This window comes from Streptomyces sp. 8N114, assembly GCF_052245835.1.
Lineage (GTDB): Bacteria > Actinomycetota > Actinomycetes > Streptomycetales > Streptomycetaceae > Streptomyces.
In genome coordinates this window covers 69,741-89,069 of sequence record NZ_JBQQBT010000026.1, presented here as the reverse complement: position 1 = coordinate 89,069, position 19,329 = coordinate 69,741, and the positions used below count along the sequence as shown (strand labels likewise).

Here is a 19,329-nt window from a genome sequence, read left to right as displayed (position 1 = left end):
CTGTGGCCCTTGCAGAAGGCTTGTGGTGCTCGCACTTGCCGTGGCTGTGGCCCTTGCAGGGCTTGTGGTGCTCGCACTTGCCGTGGCTGTGGCCCTTGCAGGGCTTGTGGTGCTCGCACTTGCCGTGGCTGTGGCCCTTGCAGGGCTTGTGGTGCTCGCACTTGCCGTGGCCGTGGCCCTTGCACGGCTTGTGGTGCTCGCACTTGCCGTGGCCGTGGCCCTTGCACGGCTTGTGGTGCCCACCCTTTCCGTCACCCGCGGTGTTCCCGGCGGTGTTGCCCTGGGTGTTCCCGGCGGTGTTGCCCTGGGTGATTCCGGCGGTGTTGCCCCGGGTGTTCCCAGAGGTATTGCCGGAGGTGTTGCCGTCGTTTCCTGCCGTGTTGCCGTCATTTCCTGACGTGGTACCGGCAGTGTTCCCCTGGACGTTGCCTTGGGTGTCGCCACCCACAGTGTTGCCTGCGATCGATCCGCCGCCGCCCGTGACCAAGCCGCCGGTGCCGCCTGTGAGGACGCCTGTGCCGCCCAGAACGCCGCCCAGAACGCCCGTCGTGGTGCCTGTGGTGGCCCCCCCGTTCGTGTTGCCCGTGGTGGTCCCGGTCGTGGTGCCTGTAGTGGCCCCTCCGTTCGTGGTGCCCGTGGTCGTACCGGTCGTGGTGCCCGTGGTGGTCCCGGTCGTGGTGCCCGTGGTCGTGCCGGTCGTGGTGCCGCCGTTGCACGAAGGCCGGGTGATCACGTTGTTGTCCAGCGTGACGGACCCGTTGCGCGCCAACGCCCGGCCTTGGATGGTCGCCCCGGTGTTCGCGCTGATCGAGGTCAGGGCCAGGATGCTGCCCACAAAGGTTGAGTTGGTTCCGAGCGTGGCGGAGCTGCCCACCTGCCAGAAGACGTTGCACGGCGAAGCGCCGTTCACGAGGAGCACACGGCTGGCAGACGCCGTCGTGAGCGTTGATCCGATCTGGAAGACGAAGACCGCGTTGGGGTCGCCCTGAGCGTCCAGCGTCAGCGTGCCCGTGAGACCGATGGAACTCGACGCGTTGTAGACCCCCGGAAGAAGGGTCTGTCCACCCAGATCACCGGAGATGCTGGCATCCTGAGCCTGACCCGCAGCGTTGTTGTACGCGGTGGTCAGGTCGCTCTGGGCCTGTAGGGCTGCGGCATCTGCCACGTGAGTGGCACCGTTGACTGTTCCGGGCGGGAACCCGCTGACAGCGGTCCCGGGGTGCACCCCGAGGTCGCCGTTGACCACGGTCGGCCCAGTGTTGGTGACGGACTGGCCTCCGAGAACGGCGTAGCTCTGTGCCGTACCGAGAGGGACAGCTGTCGCGACGGCCTGCGCTCGCGAAGCGGTTACTGCGACCATGATTGCGGTGATCACCGCGATCGTCGCGAGCCAGGCGGGGATGGCGCGTCGGTTGAGCGCACCACTGAGGCTGGATCTCATGAAGATTCCTACCCGTGTACGAAACTCTGCGGACAATTTCACGACCCTTCGCGCTTCATCAGAGAATCGCTGCATCACATGCCAGCGGCATGGTTGGGGCGAGACCAGGGGCAGCGAACGGCATTCGCTTGACGGGTCAGGTCTGAGCGAGGCGACTCGCGCCGTTGCGCGCCCCCTGAAAACTGACTGCAACGTCGGGGCGGAGCACTGGCACACCATACGCATTTGAACCGCGGTATGTGCGCATGCAATCCGTTCGACACGACCATCTCGCCTAAGGCGAGCTGACGCCGTAAGCAAGAAACTGCATGTCAAACAGGATGAAGAAGCTTTTAATCGTGCCGACCTCCATCGCCAGGCGAGCTTCCCGAACAGTCCAAAGAGAATGAATCCGGGCGTGGCGTCCCGCCGTCGGCCGCCGCCACATGCTGCCTTGCGCGACAGGTCAGAGCAGTTTGCCTCCGATGCAGATAGTCGACGGAAAGGCACCATTACGCGATATCGAAGGTAATATAATTTGAGCTTCAATTGCATTTGGTGCGGCCACAGGCGAATCCGGGCTCGATTCCGGCGCCTCTGCCACCATTCGACCGTGCGAGCCCGGCCAGCCACGCCAATTCGATCGATCCGCAGGCGCCCGGTCACACGACCCATCGGACAGGCCCTGGCCCTCCTTCTCCGCAGCCTCCAGTGCCCGCTCGATCTTCGCGTTCGACTGTTTCTGGCTGCCGTAGATGAGCTTGGCCTAGAACCGGTACAGCACAGCGGTGCTGTGGCCCGCGCGGCGTGCCACTTCGGTAGGAGACATGCCAGAGGTGAGCCAGAGCGAGACGCCCGCGTGGCGGAGCGAGTAGGGGACCTCTGAGAGCGGGGAGGCCGCTTCCGAGGCGGAGAGCACCGCACAGCGAGCCTTTTGCCAGATCTCGCCGTACTCCTTGTTCGTCACGCGTCCCCCGCGACTGGCGCGGAAGAGGCGGCCGTCCTCGGCGACGCCGTACATGGCGATGTGGTCGCGGAGCATCCGCACCAGGACGGGCGGGATCGGCACGGAGCGGGTGACCCTGCGTGCGCGCTTCTTGAGGCCCCGAGAGTCGTGGGACTCGCCGGAGTCCGTCCAGGCTGACCCCGTCTGCGGCGAGGTTCCCGACAGCACCAGTTCGCCCCAGCCCGACTGGGGCAGGGTGCAGCTCGACAGGCGCAGGTCGGTGACCTCGGCCGGTCGCATGGCCGTGTAGTACAGGCAGCCGAAGAAGGCGTGGAGGTGCTGGCCGCGCCTTCCCTGACCGCCGGCCGCAGCAATCAGCCTCCGAGCCAGAGCCGGGCCAGGAACGAAGCGGAAGTCCACTTCGTCGTCCGTCTCGGGCGCCTTCCAGTCCACCTTGTGGAGCGGGAGCGCTGGGAGGTGTTCGCGCTCCACCGCGTACCGGAGGCAGTTCGTGAAGACTGGGAACTTGCGATGCACCGTGTTCGCAGCAGCCGGTTTGCCGTCGAGCTTCAGCTTGAGGGCGTCGAGTGCGCGGCGAAGCACTGTGGGCGTGTCCAGCTCGTTGACCTTGATGGACTTCCGGGCGATCCGGTCGAGGGCCGCTGTGATCTCCGAAGGAGGCTCTTCGTGCTGTGTGCGGGGCACGAGCGCGCCATCCTTGGCGGTCCGGAAGCTGAATGCCCACGAGTACAGCGCCCGTCGCAACACGCGGGGCGCGGGGGCGCCGCGTGAGTCGGACACCAGCGCGGGAGTGACCGTCGCAAGGGCGTCCGCGATGCTCGCGCGGTGCTTGGCTGACGCGTCGGGCCATTTCATGAGCGCATAGGCGCATGCGTGCGCGTACCAGGTTGGGGACTGCTGTTCATGCAGCTCCGAGCTGGGCAGTCCCGTCACAGTGTCGAACTGCTCGCGGTTCCGGAGGGCCGTGAGTAGTTCCGCCCGCCGCCCGTCCGCCTGCGCCTTGAGGGTGTAGCTCTTGGAGTGCGGTTGTGCCCCTACTCGCCAGCGGCGACCCAAGAACGGGGCTTGAAAGCGCGATTTGTGACAGCGCGGCCGAGATTTTCTCGGTCTCTTCGATCGCAGCCCAGCACGCCAAGCGGACAACGGAACTTTGAACCGGCCTCATCACCCGTCTATAGAGCTCTCGGTGCCGGACATTGCCACCAGCTGGGCACGTGATCACGCGATTGGAGGATGCAGGGCCCGCCCACACGCATGGACTGCTTGCTGGCAACGCGCGCAGCCCCGGCAGCACGAAGGCACACGGGGGCTGTTAAAAGTTTCCCTACTGCTTAAAGGTGGGCCGCTGGCGCGGCCCTCGCGGCGCGGCGGCCGTGCCGCCGCTTCGTTCCTGTCTGCCGCCCCACTTCGCGACGGCCCCGCCGCTCGCGCCGCAAGAAGACGACAGCGACAACGCCTGTCCCGTGGCAACTCTGATACGCCCCCTGCGCCCCCGCCGACGAGTAGCCGCCCGAGGGCCAGGAGCGCCGGAGCACAGCCCGGCCTCGCGTCTCCCGCATGCCACAGCCCTGGACGACTGGCACCGCCTACCGACAAGGCCCGTGGCGCGGCGCCCAGATCTCGTTGCGGTCTGCGGGCCGGTCCCGCCAGCTCCAGGTGGCCGGGTGAGGCAGAGCGGAGGCGTCTGCGGGTCAAAGATCAAAACATCGAAGCGTGGCTGATGAAGGTGGGTGGTTGAGGGGGCACACGTGCACGTGCTCGGGCGTCTATCCCTTTCGCGGTGGCGTGCTGTCGGTGGTGACCGTCGCAAGCCGCATCAAAGGACATCCGGGCGAGCTGAAGGTGTACGGCCAGCCAGCAGCAGGCAAACGGCCCCCTTCGCCACGCGACGAGGAGGGCCGTACTGCTGCCCACGCACAGCTAGGCCGACAGAAGCGCTCCGTGGTCAGACAAGGAACTCCCCGGCTTTGACGCCCGCGACGAACTGAGCGAACGAGTCAGGCGGGAACGACAGGACAGGGCCCGCTGGGTCCTTGCTGTCCCGCACAGGGACGACACCCGTCGTCTGGGCCACGCTGGGGGACCACTCCAGGCAGTTGCCGCCCTCGGGGCTGCTGTAGCTCGACTTAACCCACTGGGCTGGTCCGATCATCATGACAGAGTCTCCATCTGCTTTACGATCAGGCGCGCACTCTCCCTGGGCGACAGTGCGTCGCTGGTGAGTGCATCGTAGGTCCGCAACGCCGTCTGTACGTAAGCGGAATCCTCAACGATGCCCGCTGTTCGGTAGTTCTCCACACAGACCGAGACGGCTTGGCTCGGTGAGGTGAGCAGCGTGACCGGCCAGTCAATGAACAGATGCGCCGGAGCGTCAAGCGGGAGGATCTGAACCCGGGCCGTGGGACGCTCCCCTGCGTCCAACAGGGCTTGCAGTTGGCTGCGCATGATGTCCGACGGGCAGAAACGACGACGCAGGACTGATTCGCACAGCACCAAGCGCACATCGGGTGGCGTCTCGCCATCGAAGATCGCTTGCCGTGTGACCCGGTTATCTACGAATCCCGCCACCTCATCCTTACCCGCGAGAGGGGAGCCACCCTTGACGAGGTAGCGCGCGTAGTCAGCCGTCTGGAAGAGACCAGGGACGATGGTAGGGGACCACTCCCGGATGACCACGGCGGAGCGCTCCAACGCCATCCGTCGTCGATACAGGGATGGGAACGAGGAAGCGATTGCCTCTTCGTAGAGGCGCTTGAACTTCCCATCCGTGTTGAACACCTGGTCCAAGAGTGGAGGAAGAGCCGCCGGGATAGGTCCTTCACACCTCTCCACGCGCGAAATCGTGCTCTTCGACGTGCGGGTCATCTTGGCCAAGTCGGTCTGTGTCAGCGGCCTGCCCGGGTACAACTCCCGTTCGCTTCGACACTCTTCCGCGAACCGGCGGCGCGGGTCCTGCGCATCTTCCGGGGCCTCTGCGCTCATATCTCCCCCTGACCACAGTTCTGGTCGCGCCTTGCGGGTTGCTGTTTTCGGCGGTCAGTGGCTTGTGCATATGCCGCCAGTGCCAAATCCCAGGTTGGAAGTTGGAACGCTCGCCAGCGTACCGAGTCGTGGCCCACTCTTGTGACCAGTCCACCGCACAGCGTGAGCCCGCGGTGGTGGCCGCTCGGCGCGCTCCTGGGGGGAACGTAGCTCAACCAGTCCGGCAGAGGAGATTCCTATGGGTACCCGTGCCCAAAAACCCCGCCTGTCAACGCAGTTGACGCCTCAGGACGAACGAGTCCTGGCGTGGGAGTGGAAACGCCTCCGCCCTGATGCCTGGGTGCCCTTCCACGTGGACGTGCCCGGCGGGAGTGACCCGCACTGCGTATCGGACGGGGCCCTCCTGCGGAGTGTGGAGGCCGGGCTGAGGAGGGTGTCCCGTGAGCATTCGTGAAGAGGCCCCCGTGGTTCCCGCCGAGTGCACCCCGAAGCTGGAGCCTGTCCCCGTACCCGAGTGCGACGTGTGCGAACTACTCGCCAAAGACAGGGAAGACGCCCGAGCAAACGGGCACACGCTCACCGTCCGGAGCTGCAACGCCGTGATCGCCGGACACCCCCACCAGCGGAAGTCGGACCAGTGACGACCGCACCCGAGAGACCTGCCCTCGCGTACTTCCGTTCCCCGGCCCAAATCCGCCCCGGGACTGTGGTTTTCGACCGGGACAAGGAAATGGTGGCCGTCGCCCGGCAGGTGGTCGGCCAGTTGGTCACCGTGGAACGTCCCAGCGGCTTGGCCTGGGAAGCCCAATACCGGCGCCTCCGTCCCGGCACCTCACGGGACGCGCACCAGCTCCGCGCCCTGGCCCGTCTGCACCGCGCCCAACGCCGGGGGCTGACGTGAAGTGCCCGACGTGCCAGGAACTGAAGAAGAGGCTGGCCCAAGCCGAAGAGTCCGGGGACGCGTCCCGGGCCGTGGACTGCCGAGTGTTGCTCCGCCGACACCCCGACCACGGCGCCCCTCCTGCCCCGGCGGAAGGCCCTCGACCATGACGTTCCAGACCTGGAGGGAAATCCTCGTGAGCAGGCCCCAGCACCTCCGCCGACCGTCCGGCAAGACGAAGGGCGGAAGCACCGTGGACAAGGACGACCAGGCAGTGAAGCAGCAGAACGCCCGCCGCGCGGACCTCCTGGACCGGATGCGCGCCCGTCTCTCTCCGCCCGTTCAGCCGCCCACCGGAGACGGAGCTAACCATGGCTGAGTGGGAGCGATACGCAACCCCCGACCCGGAACACCGGCCTCATGCAGACCAGTTCAAGGAGGAGCTGGTGGCGCTCTGCAATCGGTACGGCTACGAGTTGTGGGGCGGCGGACTGTTCGGCTTGAAGGTCCGCTACAGCGCGGGAGACCGCAAGCATGTGGGCGAGCTGCCTCCGCTGTACGGCGAGCAATTGACCGGCGGAGGCGGTGCCCAGTGAAGCGCCTCTACCACGGTGTGGCCGCGTACGCCGGCTCCCTGTTCATCGTGGCCGTCAGCGGATCGTGCGAGTTCGTGATCGGCCAAGCCGTCCGATTCGGCCACTAGACCCCTGTCCCTGCCGGATACCAAGGTGTGCGCTCTCACCGGCAGGGACGGGCCATCAACGCCCCGCCTCCGCCGACGACACCGAGAGGTTCTCCCACTCCCATCGGAGATCCGGCGGAGGCGGGTAGGACCACCGCGAAGGATGGACACCTGGAGCGCGGCGACCCCGCCGCGCCGCGAAGAGAAGGGCACTTCATGTCGGCTACCACCATGGATCGTCCCCTCACCCCCTGGGGCATCACTCGCATGCGCCCCTACCCGAGCACCTACCAGCCCGGGTACGCCACTGCCGAACTGGACCCCGCAACCCAGGTCACCGTCTTCCGCGACGAGCGCGGCGGCGTCGTGGAGATGGGCAAGCACGGCACCGCCAAGGGAACCGAGACCAGCCCGCAGTCCACCAACCAGGACAGCCGCAACGACACCGACCACGACCAGGACGACGAGCAGGACTGATGAGCGGCGCTGAACCGGTCGCGGTCGTCACCGAAGTGGACGACGTGACAGCCGACATGGTGATTACTGAACTCAACAAGCGTGGTGTCCCCGTCGTGCGGTTCGACCCCTCCGAGATAGGCGACCGTCTTACGCTCTCTGCCCGGTTCGGCGCCGGTTCGGTCACTCCGGCCGGCATTCTCCGTACCCCCTCCAGAACCGCCAACCTGGAGGGGGTGCGGGCCATGTACTGGCGCCGTCCCACCTGGCCCCACTTTGAGCACCTGGACGCCCAGGACGCTCGGTACGCGGAGGCCCACGTCCGCCACGGTCTCGGCGGGACGCTGTACGCGCTGCCGAACTGCCGCTACGTCAACCACCCCCTGAGTAACCGTGCCGCCGAACACAAGCCTCTTCAACTGGCCGTGGCCCAACGCCTGGGCCTCACGGTCCCGCCCACTCTGATCTCCAACGACCTGGAAACCATCCGGTCCTTTATCACCGAACACGCCCCGGTGATCTTCAAGACCCTTCGCTGGACCCCCTACCGCCGGAGCGACGGCGTGGGGATGACCACGTGGACCGAACCGGTTTCCGCCGATGACGTGGACGAGAGCGTGACCGTGGTACCCCACCTCTTCCAGGCCCAGGTCCCCAAGGTCGCGGACGTGCGGGTGGTCGTGGTCGGCCAGAGGGTGTTCGCCGTCCGTATCGACTCCGACCTGTTGGACTGGCGCGCGGACTACAGCGCCTTGACCTACACCCCCATGGCCCTCCCCGCCGCAGTGGAAAAGGCCCTGACTGCGCACCTTGACCACTTCGGCCTGGCCTCCGGCAGCTACGACCTGTGCATCACCCGTGACGATGACCTCCACTGGCTGGAGCTGAACCCGAACGGCCAATGGGGTTGGCTCGAAGACGAGACCGGACTACCCATCGCCGCCGCGTTCGCTGATCTCTTGGAGCAAGGAGCCACAACGTGACCCGTCCCGACTCCACCACCCTCCGCCACGGCCTCGCGGACATCCTGGAACAGGGAGGCGTCCTGAAGACCGCCGCGTGGCGAAAGGCGGTCGAAGAGGTGCCCCGGGAACAATTCCTCCGGTTCTTCTTCAAAGACGCTCCCGGTCCTGACGGCCACCTCCGATACACACCCATCAGCCCGGACACCAACGAGGAGGAGTGGCTGGCTCTCGTCTACCGGAATGAAACGTGGGTGACCCAGCTGGACGACCACGTAACCGCCGACACCGCAGACGGCCCGATGACCGGCTTTCCCACCTCCTCCTCCACGATGCCCGCAACCGTGGTCGGGATGAACGAAGCCCTGGACGTGGAAGATGGCATGACCGTGTTGGAAATCGGCACCGGGACCGGCTACTCCACAGCCCTGCTGTGCCACCGCCTGGGGGAGGACAACGTCACCAGTGTGGAAGTGGACCCCGAGGTGGCCCGGCGGGCGGACGATGCCCTGGAAGCCACCGGATACTCCACCTGGACCGTCACCGGGGACGGACTCCTGGGCCACCCCCGCCGGGCACCCTACGACCGCACCATTGCCACGTGCGCACTCCGCCGCATCCCGTATTCGTGGGTGAGGCAGACCAAACCCGGCGGCATCATCCTGGCCACCCTCGGCCCCAGCTCTTGGTCCTACGGCACCGGACTGGCCAAGCTCACCGTGAAGGACGACGGGACAGCGGAGGGACGCATCATCGGCCTTACCTCCTTCATGCCCGCCCGCGCGGAGGCGGTCGTCCCGCTCTCCGGGGACCTTGCGGCCCGTGCCGCGTACGCCGACACCGAGCGGAAGACCAGCCTGTCCCCGGACACGCTGAACGACTGGATGCCCGCCTTCCTGGCCCAGCTCGCCGCCCCCGGCGCCCAGCTAGTCCGTGCGATCAGCGACAGCCGGGAGACGGTGTATCTGTTCGACACCGGCCGGGAGGCGTTCGCGGCCCTCACTGCCGACGGGGACCAGTGGAACGTCCGCCAGGGCGGCCCGGTCGCCATCTGGGACGCCATCGAAGAGGCGGTAACCGCCTGGGAGAAGGCAGGAAAGCCCGACATCACTTCTGTCCGCATGGCGGTTACGCGGGACGCGCACGCCTACTGGATCGGCGGCAAGCAGATCACCAACGACCAACGGTCGTACTGGCTCGGAGGGAAGGAATCGGCCCTTCGCTGGAAACACTCACATCCACCCTTGACTGCTTGATGTCCAGGCTGGCGGGTGTAGATCATTCCCGCCCTGGGGGCCATGAGGGAACGCGCCCCGGGGCGTTCTGACGAGGCTGCGGACCCCTGGTGGACCACGAAGCCGCTAACGGGCAGTCAGAGAGGACGTTTGCGCAGATGAGGGCTGCAACCGCCGTATTGGTCACAGCCCCCTTGAAAACCGTAGAGGTGGCAACATCTCCGTGGGTTCAAATCCCACCGCCTCAGCATCGGCGGTGGCACCGCTGCAGAGCTGAAGACGTGAAGGGGCACCACCTGTGGGTGGTGCCCCTTCGCTGTGCCGGGGGGCCGAGTGCTGGGAAAGGGGACAGAGGGTGTCTGGTTTCGGGGTGAGGGTTGAGGGCTCGGCATGAGGTGAGATGCGGAGCGGAGGGAGATCGGGTTGCGCGGGGAGCTCGTGGTGCGTGGGGGGCGCGAGAACAACTTGCGGGGGGTGACACTGCGGGTGCCGTTGGGGCGGGTGACCGTGGTGACGGGGGTGTCCGGGTCGGGGAAGTCGTCGCTGGTGTTCGGCACCCTGGCAGTGGAGTCCCAGCGGCAGCTGAATGAGGTCTTTCCGTGGTTCGTCCGCAACCGGCTGCCGCGACATGAGCGGCCGAGGTTCGAGTTCGTGGAGAACCTGACGCCCGCGATCATCGTGGACCAGAAGCCGGTCGGCGGCGGGGCCCGGTCGACCGTGGGGACGATGACCGAGGTCAACCCGGTGCTGCGGGTGCTTTTCTCGCGCTGCGGCGAGCCCAGTGCGGGACTCTCGCATCTGTACTCGTTCAACGATCCGCAGGGCATGTGCCCGGGGTGCCAGGGGCTCGGGCGGAGGGTGCGGCTTGATCCGGACAAGCTGCTGGATCAGTCGAAGTCGCTGAACGAGGGCGCGATCCGGCACCCGGCCTTCGCGGTGGGGACGAACTACTGGAAGCGCTACGCGGAGGTCACGAGGTACGACGGCGCTGCCTCCCCCGCGTGGGAGGACGCCGAGCTGCTGTTCGACCCGGACAAGCCGCTGCGCGACTACTCACCGGAAGAGCGCGAACTGCTGCTGCACGGCGGCGGGTTCCGGACTCAGCGGCCGCACCGGCCGCAGGGTGACCAGGGCCCTCCGTCCATCGCGGTGAACGACTACGAGGGACTGGTGCCGCGCTTCACCCGGCGCTTCATCGAACCGGGGCTCGAATCGCTGAGCGAGCGGGATCGCAAGCACGCCGAGCGGGTGGTCAGCGAGGGCGTCTGCCCGGACTGTCAGGGCGCGCGACTGAATGCGCGTGCCCTGGCCTCGCGTATCGAGGGGCGGTCGCTGGCGGACCTGTGTGCGATGGAGGTCCGCGAGCTGGTGGAGTGGCTGGCGGACGCGAAGGTGGCGCGCGATCCCGTGGGCGGGCCCGCAGTGTCGGCCGCGCTGGCCGCGCTGGGCCGGATCGACGCGGTGGGGCTGGGCTATCTGACGCTGGACAGACCTACGAAAACGCTGTCGGGCGGCGAGGGCCAGCGGCTGAAGACAGTGCGGCACCTGGGCAGCAGCCTCACCGGTATGACGTACCTCTTCGACGAGCCCAGCGTGGGGCTGCACGCCCGTGATGTGGACCGGCTCGGTGGGCTGCTGCGGGCGCTGCGCGACAAAGGGAACACCGTGGTGATCGTCGAGCACGACCGGGATGTGATCGCGCTGGCCGACCATGTGGTCGACATGGGGCCGGGCGCCGGCACACAGGGCGGAACGATCGTGTTCGAGGGCAGCGTGGCTCAGCTGGAACGGAGCGGAACGGTCACGGGCGAGCACTTCCGGAAGCGGAAGGGCCTCAAGCCGTCGGCGCGGCGGAGGACGGCCACGGGGACGCTGCCCGTACGGAACGCCTCGGTGCACAACCTGCACGAGGTGAGCGTGGACTTTCCGGCCGGGGTGCTGACCGCGGTGACGGGGGTCGCCGGGTCCGGCAAGAGCACCCTGGTGGGAGTTTTCGCCAGCACCTATCCCGAAGCGATCATTCTCGATCAGTCCGCGGTCGGCATCTCTCCGCGCTCGACCCCCGCGACCTACACCGACATCTGGGACCCGATACGCCGGATGTTCGCGCGGGAGCACGGTGTCGAGCCCGGGCTGTTCAGCTTCAACTCCACCGGCGCCTGCCCCGGCTGCCAGGGGCGCGGCACGGTCACCATGGATATGGCGTTCATGGATCCGGTGACCACCGTGTGCGAGGTGTGCGAGGGGCGGCGGTTCCGGGACGACGTTCTCTCGTACCGTATGGCGGGCAAAAACGTCGCCGACCTGCTGGCGATGACCGTCGACGAGGCGCTGGAACACTTCGCGGCGCAGGGCGACCAGGCGGACCGTACGGTTCGGCGCAGGATGAGCCCGCTGCACGAGGTCGGGCTGGGCTATCTGACGCTCGGACGGCCGCTTTCCCATTTGTCCGGTGGTGAACGTCAGCGGATCAAGCTCGCCCACCGGCTGCACGAGACCGGCAGCATCTATGTCTTCGACGAGCCCACCACCGGGCTGCACATGGCCGATGTGGCGGCCCTGCTGGCGCTGCTCGACCGGCTGGTGGACGCGGGCAACACGGTGGTCGTGGTCGAACACGATCTGGACATGGTCAAGCATGCCGACCATGTGATCGACATCGGTCCGGAAGCGGGCGCGAACGGCGGGCGGGTCCTCTTCTCCGGGACGCCCGAAGAGCTGGCGCACGCCGCCGCCACCCATACGGCGGAGTACCTGCGGCGAGCCCTTCCCGGGTGACGGCCGGGTACCGGACCGCAGGGCGATGAGTTTCGCCGTGCCGGATGGTCCGTATCCACGGAGGCTGTTGTGCACGGCCCTTACAGGCTGCTCGTACGTGCGGCGGCGAAGTGTCTGCGGAACGGGAGGCGAGCGACATGGCGGACGGTGCGAACGGTGCGGCGGGACCAGGGCCGGGAGCGGTGCCGGAGGCAGGGCTCGGTCCCGGACCGGGCGGGGGCGGCGGAGCACCCGTCGATCTGCGCCCCGCGGCACGTCGTACGGCGGCGCTCGTGACCCGGGTGGACGATGCCCAGCTCGACGACCCGACCCCGTGCACGGAGTTCGCCGTACGCGACTTGTTGCGGCACATCGGCGAGCTCGCCGTGGGCCTCCAGTACACCGCGCGCAAGGAGCTGGGCGAGGTCACGGCAACAGGCCCGGCCGAGCATCCGCGGGAAGAGCCCCTGCCGGACGACTGGCGCGAGCGGCTGCCGCACGATCTGGCGGATCTGGCGGTCGCCTGGTCGGCGCCGGACGCCTGGACGGGCAGTACCCAGGCGGGCGGTTTCATGCTGACGGGCACGGAAGGTGGCCTGGTCACGCTGGACGAGCTCGTCGTGCACGGCTGGGACCTAGCCCGCGCCACCGGTCAGGAGTACCAGGTCGACGAGCCGGGCCTGCGGGCCGTCCACGGTTTTCTGGCGGGTGCCGTGAGCGAGGACGGGGAAGTGGGGATCTTCGGCCCGGTCGTGCACGTCCCCGAGGACGCTCCGCTGCTCGACAAGGTCGTGGGCCTCGCCGGCCGCGACCCGGCGTGGCACGCCCCCGGCAGCTGACGGCCCTCTCACCCCGCCGCGTACCGGCCCGCGCGCCGGGCCGCGGAGGCGACGGTCGAGCGGGCCTCGCGTTCCGGCAGGCCGAGCGCGAGGGCGGCCCTGACCAGTGGCTCCGCCAGGCTGTCGCCCCGGCCGCCCTCATAGGCCCGGCAGGCGGCCCAGAACAGCCGTGCGTTGCGCTGACCCACCGGCGCGCCCCGTACGAAGCGCACCAGCGCGCCGCCGGCGTCCGCCGCGGCCCGCCCGGCTGCCGCGCCCCTCCTGCCCGCCGCACTCCGCGCCTCCGCTCCCGCCGCAGCGCCGTCGCGCGTGATGGGTGGCGGCAGCAGCAGGGCCAGCAGCGCCGGTGGTACGCGGGCGGACGGCCGGGTCCCCGATCCGGGGGCGAGCCGGTAGGTGCCGCGTACGGTGACGGAGCCGGGCCCCCAGGTAGCCGCCCGTGCCCCGGACATCGATGCCGGGGGTCGGCCGCCCGCATCAGCCCCTCCACCACGTCCCTTGACGTGTCCTTACGTGCTCCCCCTGTACTCCCACGTGCCGCCGCCGCAGCCCGAAGCGGGTCACAGCGGGTGGAATGAGCGGTGTTGGGAGCGTACGGGGGGTTTATCGACACGTCGTCATTCGTGCGGGGGAAAGAGACTGTCCGGGCGAATCCGTCCCCGGCGCCGTGGGCAACTCTGGACCCGCGACGTCGCAAGCGAGGCCGAAGACAGCGGGCCAACTGTCCTCGGCGAGAGCGCAATTCCGGTGCAGCGTCCCTTGGGGCGCACTTACCGTTCCTGGAGGAATGAACATGGCACGCATCCGTTCCGCCCGCGTCATCGCGGCTGCCGGCGCCCTACCGTTCGCCCTCGCCGTCATGTCCGGCGTGGCCCAGGCGGACAACGGCTCCCTCGCGGACGACGGATCCAACTCCAACGCGAGCGCCAACACCCAGGTGCAGGGCGCAGTAGGCGACGGGAACAACACCAACAATGCCAACAACGCCACCGTCAACGGCAACGGTGCTGTCGTGAACCAGGAGAACGAGACGCACAACGAGACCGGCACCGTCGTCTTCGGCAACCTGTGGTGACGGACTGACGGGTGCCCGGTCCGGGACGCCGGGCGCTCATGGGGATGGGGCTGAGGCCGCGCGCCCGCGATTCCGTATCGCGGGCGCGCGGTCGTCTTCGGGCGTCTCCGTGCTGTTGACACCCCTCCATAGCTGACGGACAGTCAGATGATGCGTTTCGCACCCACCGAGCGACAGCGCCGCCTCCGTGCCGACCTGCGTGCGTACTTCCGTGAGTTGATGTCCCAGCCCGACGCCGACTCCGGCGCACTGCTGCGCCGTATCGGTACCGACGGACTGCTGGGGCTCGGCTGGCCGGTCGAGTACGGCGGCCAAGGGCGCGGCCCGGACGAGCAGTTCGTCTTCTTCGACGAGGCGTACCGCGCGGGCGCCCCGATCTCGATGGTCACGCTCAACACCGTCGGGCCGACCCTGATGAGGTACGGGACGGACGCGCAGAAGGCGTACTTCCTGCCCCGCATCCTGCGCGGGGAGCTCGTCTTCGCCATCGGCTACACCGAACCCGAGGCCGGTACGGACCTCGCCGCGCTGCGCACCCGCGCGGTACGCGAGCCGGACGGCGGCTGGCGGATCGACGGCGCGAAGAGCTTCACCAGCAACGCGCAGCAGGCCGACTGGATCTGGCTCGCCTGCCGCACCGACCCCGAAGCACCCAAACACCGGGGCATCTCGGTCCTCCTGGTGCCCACCGATGCGCCCGGCTTCTCCTGGACGCCGATCGAGACCGTCGGCGGGCTGACCACCACCGCGACGTACTACGACGGCGTCCACGTCCCGGCCGGGAACCTGGTGGGGGAGGAGAACGCCGGCTGGCAGCTGATCACCAACCAGCTCAACCACGAACGGGTCGCCCTGGCGGCGCTCGGTATGCAGGCCGAGGACCACTACCACGCGGTGCTGACACACGCTCGCGAGACCGGTCTCGTACGCGAACCATGGGTGCGGGCACGGCTCGCCGAGGCGCACGCCCGACTGGCCGCCACCCGGCTGCTCAGCCGGCGGCTGGTCGGGGACGTCGGCGCGGGCACGCTCGCGCCGGGCGACGCGAGCGGCGTCAAGTTCGCGAGCACGGAGAGCACCGTCGCGGTCTACGCGCTGTGCCAGGAGGTGCTGGGGGACGCCGGGACGGTACGGGCCGGATCGCCGGGCGCTTTCGCGGACGGCGAGGTCGAGCGGATGAACAGGGCCGCCCAGATCAACACTTTCGGGGGCGGAGTGAGCGAGATCCAACGGGAGATCGTCGCGACGATGCGGCTCGGCATGCGGAGGGGGCGGCGGTGAGCGGTGCGGGGGAGACGCGCGGGGTGGGTGAGGGCGACGCGCTGTACGAGCGGCTGCGTGCGTACGCGGGCCGTCCGGCAGCGCACTCGGCGCGCGGCCGGGACGCCGTCAACGAGCCGATGATCCGGCACTGGTGCGAGGCGCTGGGCCACCCCGTACCGCCCGACGGCTCGGCGCCCGCGACGATGCTCCAGGTCTGGACGATGGCCGGGCTCGCGGGCCCTGGGGGCGGACGTTCGGGGCCGTACGGCGAGCTGCTGGGGGCGCTGGACGGTGCGGGCTGCACCTCGGTCGTCGCGACCGACTGCGAGCAGGAGTACGTGCGGTCGCTGTACCCCGGGGACGAGATCACCTTCGATGCGGTGATCGAGTCGGTCTCCCCCCGCAAGACGACAAAGCTGGGCACCGGGTACTTCGTGACGACCCGGATGGATGTGCGGGTCGGTACCGCGCTCGTCGGAACACACCGCTTCCGGATCCTCAAATACCGCCCGGAAAAGCGCACTTCCACCGTGCCCGGCCCCGCTGCCGACAAGCCACGGCGGCCCCGCCCCGTCGTCAACCGGGACAACGCGGGCTTCTGGGAAGGCGTCGCCCGGCACCAGCTGCTCTTCCAGAGCTGCACGGAGTGCGCCACCCCGCGGTTCCCGTGGCTGCCCGGCTGCAACGCCTGCGGCTGTGCCGGGTGGCGGGCCGTCGCGGCGTGCGGGCGCGGCACCGTCTACTCGTACGTCGTCATGCACCATCCCCCCTTCCCGGCCTTCGATCCGCCGTACGCGGTGGCGCTGGTCGAGCTGGCGGAGGGGGTACGGATCGTCAGCAACCTCATCGGTGTCCGCCACGACGAGGTGCGGATCGGGATGCCGGTCGAGCTGGAGTTCCTGCGGGTGGACGACGATCTGGAACTGCCCGTCTTCCGGGGAGCCGCCTGATGGACTTCACCCCCACCGAGGAGCAACGCGCGGCCCGCGGTCTTGCGGCCGAGATCTTCGCCGATCTCGCCACCCACGAACGGCTCTCCGCACTCGGCACGGGAACCGACGCGGAGCTGTGGAAGGCGCTGTCCGGCGCGGGCCTCGTCGCGGCCGTGGAGGAGACCGGACTGCTCGGGCTGGCGCTCCTCCTGGAGGAGCAGGGCCGCCGGACGGCACAGGTGCCACTGGCGGCGACCTGTGTGTACGGGCTGCTGCCGGTCGCCTCCCACGGCACGGAGGCGCAGCGCGCACGGCTGCTGCCCGGGCTGCGGGACGGTACGGCGGTGGCGACCGGCGCCTTCCCGCTGCCGCCTGCGGGAACCGGCGCGGGAGTGGCCGTACGGGACGACGGGCGGCTGTGGGGGACGGTGCCGATGGTGCCATGGCTGCGGGAGGCGACGTATGTGCTGGTGCCCGCCCGGCGTTCGGCCGTACCGCCGGACGACGGCACGGTCGAGCTGTACCTCGTGGAGCTCGCTGAGGCGGCACGCAGGCCGGAGCAGAGGGCGCAACAGGGCATCACCGTCACGCCGGTGGAGACGACCGCTCCTTGGGGCGCCGGACGGCTGGAACTGGCGGACGTGTGCGGCGAACCGCTGGCGCGCGGGACGGCGGCGTACGGGGTGACGCTCGCCCGCGCCCGTACGGCTTTCGCCGCGCTCCAGGCGGGCGTGTGCGCGGGGTCGCTGGCCCGCGCGGTCGAACACACCTCGCAGCGCGAGCAGTTCGGCCGTCCCTTGGCGACCAACCAGGCGGTGCAACTGCGCGCCGCCGACGCCTATATGGACACCGAGGCCATCCGTGTCACCTGTTACGAGGCGGCATGGCGGCTCGACCAAGGGCTGCCCGCGCACACACACGCACTGACTGCCGCCTGGTGGGCCGCCGAGGCGGGCCGCAGGGTCGTACACGCGGGACAGCATCTGCACGGCGGCATCGGAGCCGATCTCCACCATCCGGTGCACCGGCACTTCCTGTGGGGGCGGCAGCTCGACGCCTGCCTCGGCTCCCCCGGCGCACTGCTGGCCGAACTGGGCGAGGCGCTGTCCGACCCGGAACACGACACCGAATGGAGGCAGGAGCTGTGACCCCGCACGCCCGGTCCCACACCCGCACCGGCACCAGCACCAGCACCAGCACCCCCACCGTGCCGCCGCCGCAGCCCGGCGAGGGGGACGAGCTGCCGACGCTGCAGGTGCCGATCACCCGCACCCTCATCGTCTCCGGCGCCCTGGCCTCGCGGGACTTCCAGGACGTCCACCACGACGCCGAGGCGGCACGCGAAAAGGGCTCCCCCGACATCTTCATGAACATCCTGACGACCAACGGCCTGGTGGGCCGTTACGTCGTCGGGTGGGCGGGCCCGCATGCCGTCCTGCGCAAGGTCGCCATCCGGCTGGGCGCGCCCAACTATCCGGGCGACACCATGGCACTGTCCGGACACGTCACCGCGGTCACGCCGCCCGCCGCCGATGCGCCCGAGGGCGAGGGCGCCACTGTCGAGATCGCCGTACGGGGCACCAACCGGCTCGGCAGCCACGTCACCGGCACAGTCACCGTCACCCTCCGGGAGTCGCCCGCCGGCCCGGAAGGGGCTCCGGCATGAGCCTGCGGAAGGCCGACTCCCTCGGTGGCCGGGCGGCCGTCGTCGGCATCGGTGCGACGGAGTTCTCCAAGGACTCGGGGCGCAGTGAACTGAAGCTCGCCGTCGAGGCCGTACGCGCGGCCCTGGACGATGCGGGGCTCTCGCCGGACGACGTGGACGGCATGGTCACCTTCACCATGGACACCAGCCCCGAGATCACCGTCGCGCAGGCGGCCGGGATCGGGGAACTGTCGTTCTTCTCGCGGGTGCACTACGGCGGTGGTGCGGCCTGTGCCACCGTGCAGCAGGCGGCACTGGCGGTCGCCTGCGGCCTCGCGGAGACGGTCGTGTGCTACCGGGCGTTCAACGAGCGCTCCGGGCGGCGCTTCGGTTCGGGTGTGCAGCAGCGCGAGCCCTCGGCCGAGGGAGCGGCGCTCGGCTGGTCGCTGCCCTTCGGACTGCTGACCCCCGCCTCCTGGGTCGCCATGGCGGCGCAGCGCTATCTGCACACCTATGGGCTGCGTCCGGAGGTCTTCGGACAGGTCGCGGTGGTGGACAGGAAATACGCGGCGACCAACCCGGCCGCCTACTTCTACGGCAGACCCCTCACCCTGGCCGAGCATGCCGCCTCGCGCTGGATCGCGGAGCCGCTGCGGCTGCTGGACTGCTGCCAGGAGACGGACGGCGGCCAGGCGCTGGTCGTCACCTCGGCCGAGCGCGCCCGCGACCTGCCGCACCGGCCCGCGCTGATCACGGCGGCGGCCCAGGGCGCCGGGCGCGCACAGGAACAGATGACGAGCTTCTACCGCGACGACCTGACCGGACTGCCGGAGATGGGTGTCGTGGCGCAGCAGCTGTGGCGCACCAGTGGGCTGCGACCGGAGAACATCGACGTGGCCGTGCTGTACGACCACTTCACCCCGTTCGTGCTCATGCAACTGGAGGAGTTCGGTTTCTGTGCGCGCGGTGGGGGCGCGGATTTCGTCGCCGCGGAGACGCTGCCGCTCAACACACACGGAGGGCAGCTTGGGGAGGCGTATCTGCACGGCATGAACGGCATCGCGGAGGCGGTACGCCAGCTCCGCGGCACTGCCGTCAATCAGGTTGACGACTGTGCGCGAGTGCTCGTCACAGCAGGCACCGGCGTTCCGACGTCCGGGCTGCTGCTCACCCGGTGACCGTCGAGCAGATGGCTGAATCCTGAAGCGCGATGGGCGTGGCGGACCGGCACAGC

General features: G+C 69.0%; 19 protein-coding genes and 1 pseudogene. 15 read left to right on the top strand and 5 right to left on the bottom strand.

The window, feature by feature from the left end:
- The 4 genes from ACTWQF_RS31940 to ACTWQF_RS31925 form a co-directional block, all read right to left on the bottom strand.
- On the bottom strand, nucleotides 1–1,441 hold a 1,441-nt coding region (locus ACTWQF_RS31940; RefSeq protein WP_443283220.1), incomplete at its 3' end, for an ice-binding family protein.
- Between the two features lie 745 nt (nucleotides 1,442–2,186).
- Nucleotides 2,187–3,071, bottom strand: coding sequence for a tyrosine-type recombinase/integrase (locus ACTWQF_RS31935; protein WP_443283219.1), 885 nt, complete (start codon nucleotides 3,069–3,071; stop codon nucleotides 2,187–2,189).
- A 1,261-nt stretch (nucleotides 3,072–4,332) separates the two neighbouring features.
- Nucleotides 4,333–4,542 carry a DUF397 domain-containing protein gene (locus ACTWQF_RS31930; RefSeq protein ID WP_443283218.1) on the bottom strand — a complete coding sequence of 70 codons (210 nt, stop codon included), beginning with the start codon at nucleotides 4,540–4,542 and terminating at the stop codon, nucleotides 4,333–4,335.
- On the bottom strand, nucleotides 4,539–5,369 hold the full coding sequence (locus tag ACTWQF_RS31925; RefSeq protein WP_443283217.1) for a Scr1 family TA system antitoxin-like transcriptional regulator: 831 nt from the start codon (nucleotides 5,367–5,369) through the stop codon (nucleotides 4,539–4,541). The genes ACTWQF_RS31930 and ACTWQF_RS31925 overlap by 4 nt, the downstream gene beginning before the upstream one ends.
- Nucleotides 5,370–5,809: 440 nt before the next feature.
- Between ACTWQF_RS31925 and ACTWQF_RS31920 the strand changes: the two genes are divergently transcribed.
- The 9 genes from ACTWQF_RS31920 to ACTWQF_RS31880 all read left to right on the top strand — a co-directional run bounded on the left by ACTWQF_RS31920 (nucleotide 5,810) and on the right by ACTWQF_RS31880 (nucleotide 13,180).
- Nucleotides 5,810–6,010, top strand: coding sequence for a hypothetical protein (locus tag ACTWQF_RS31920; protein ID WP_443283216.1), 201 nt, complete (start codon nucleotides 5,810–5,812; stop codon nucleotides 6,008–6,010).
- Nucleotides 6,007–6,270 carry a hypothetical protein gene (locus ACTWQF_RS31915; protein ID WP_443283215.1) on the top strand — a complete coding sequence of 88 codons (264 nt, stop codon included), beginning with the start codon at nucleotides 6,007–6,009 and terminating at the stop codon, nucleotides 6,268–6,270. The genes ACTWQF_RS31920 and ACTWQF_RS31915 overlap by 4 nt, the downstream gene beginning before the upstream one ends.
- 175 nt (nucleotides 6,271–6,445) lie before the next feature.
- On the top strand, nucleotides 6,446–6,628 hold the full coding sequence (locus ACTWQF_RS31910; RefSeq protein WP_443283214.1) for a hypothetical protein: 183 nt from the start codon (nucleotides 6,446–6,448) through the stop codon (nucleotides 6,626–6,628).
- Nucleotides 6,621–6,845 carry a hypothetical protein gene (locus ACTWQF_RS31905; protein ID WP_443283213.1) on the top strand — a complete coding sequence of 75 codons (225 nt, stop codon included), beginning with the start codon at nucleotides 6,621–6,623 and terminating at the stop codon, nucleotides 6,843–6,845. Before ACTWQF_RS31910 ends, ACTWQF_RS31905 begins: the two co-directional genes overlap by 8 nt.
- A gap of 317 nt (nucleotides 6,846–7,162) precedes the next feature.
- Nucleotides 7,163–7,408, top strand: coding sequence for a putative ATP-grasp-modified RiPP (tgmA, locus tag ACTWQF_RS31900; protein WP_443283212.1), 246 nt, complete (start codon nucleotides 7,163–7,165; stop codon nucleotides 7,406–7,408).
- A complete protein-coding gene (gene tgmB, locus ACTWQF_RS31895; protein ID WP_443283211.1) occupies nucleotides 7,408–8,370 on the top strand; it encodes an ATP-grasp ribosomal peptide maturase in 963 nt (320 codons plus the stop codon). The genes tgmA and tgmB overlap by 1 nt, the downstream gene beginning before the upstream one ends.
- Nucleotides 8,367–9,605 carry an ATP-grasp peptide maturase system methyltransferase gene (gene tgmC / locus ACTWQF_RS31890; RefSeq protein WP_443283210.1) on the top strand — a complete coding sequence of 413 codons (1,239 nt, stop codon included), beginning with the start codon at nucleotides 8,367–8,369 and terminating at the stop codon, nucleotides 9,603–9,605. The genes tgmB and tgmC overlap by 4 nt, the downstream gene beginning before the upstream one ends.
- Before the next feature lie 402 nt (nucleotides 9,606–10,007).
- A complete protein-coding gene (locus tag ACTWQF_RS31885; protein ID WP_443283209.1) occupies nucleotides 10,008–12,362 on the top strand; it encodes an ATP-binding cassette domain-containing protein in 2,355 nt (784 codons plus the stop codon).
- 137 nt (nucleotides 12,363–12,499) lie between these two features.
- Nucleotides 12,500–13,180 carry a TIGR03086 family metal-binding protein gene (locus tag ACTWQF_RS31880; protein WP_443283208.1) on the top strand — a complete coding sequence of 227 codons (681 nt, stop codon included), beginning with the start codon at nucleotides 12,500–12,502 and terminating at the stop codon, nucleotides 13,178–13,180.
- An 8-nt stretch (nucleotides 13,181–13,188) separates the two neighbouring features.
- Here ACTWQF_RS31880 and ACTWQF_RS31875 read toward each other — a convergent pair.
- A pseudogene (locus tag ACTWQF_RS31875) lies at nucleotides 13,189–13,654 on the bottom strand (bifunctional DNA primase/polymerase); the annotation flags it as partial.
- A 319-nt stretch (nucleotides 13,655–13,973) separates the two neighbouring features.
- On the opposite strand from ACTWQF_RS31875, the gene ACTWQF_RS31870 reads away from it, so the two are divergent.
- The 6 genes from ACTWQF_RS31870 to ACTWQF_RS31845 all read left to right on the top strand — a co-directional run bounded on the left by ACTWQF_RS31870 (nucleotide 13,974) and on the right by ACTWQF_RS31845 (nucleotide 19,273).
- Nucleotides 13,974–14,255 carry a hypothetical protein gene (locus ACTWQF_RS31870; RefSeq protein ID WP_443283207.1) on the top strand — a complete coding sequence of 94 codons (282 nt, stop codon included), beginning with the start codon at nucleotides 13,974–13,976 and terminating at the stop codon, nucleotides 14,253–14,255.
- A gap of 150 nt (nucleotides 14,256–14,405) precedes the next feature.
- Nucleotides 14,406–15,536, top strand: coding sequence for an acyl-CoA dehydrogenase family protein (locus ACTWQF_RS31865; protein WP_443283225.1), 1,131 nt, complete (start codon nucleotides 14,406–14,408; stop codon nucleotides 15,534–15,536).
- Nucleotides 15,533–16,468, top strand: coding sequence for a Zn-ribbon domain-containing OB-fold protein (locus ACTWQF_RS31860; RefSeq protein WP_443283206.1), 936 nt, complete (start codon nucleotides 15,533–15,535; stop codon nucleotides 16,466–16,468). Before ACTWQF_RS31865 ends, ACTWQF_RS31860 begins: the two co-directional genes overlap by 4 nt.
- Nucleotides 16,468–17,598, top strand: coding sequence for an acyl-CoA dehydrogenase family protein (locus ACTWQF_RS31855; protein WP_443283205.1), 1,131 nt, complete (start codon nucleotides 16,468–16,470; stop codon nucleotides 17,596–17,598). The genes ACTWQF_RS31860 and ACTWQF_RS31855 overlap by 1 nt, the downstream gene beginning before the upstream one ends.
- Nucleotides 17,599–17,657: 59 nt before the next feature.
- Nucleotides 17,658–18,116: a MaoC family dehydratase gene (locus ACTWQF_RS31850; RefSeq protein ID WP_443283224.1), complete on the top strand. Its 459-nt coding sequence runs from the start codon at nucleotides 17,658–17,660 to the stop codon at nucleotides 18,114–18,116.
- Complete coding sequence (locus ACTWQF_RS31845; RefSeq protein ID WP_443283204.1) at nucleotides 18,113–19,273, top strand: lipid-transfer protein; 1,161 nt, start codon at nucleotides 18,113–18,115, stop codon at nucleotides 19,271–19,273. Before ACTWQF_RS31850 ends, ACTWQF_RS31845 begins: the two co-directional genes overlap by 4 nt.
- Nucleotides 19,274–19,329 lie beyond the last annotated feature (56 nt).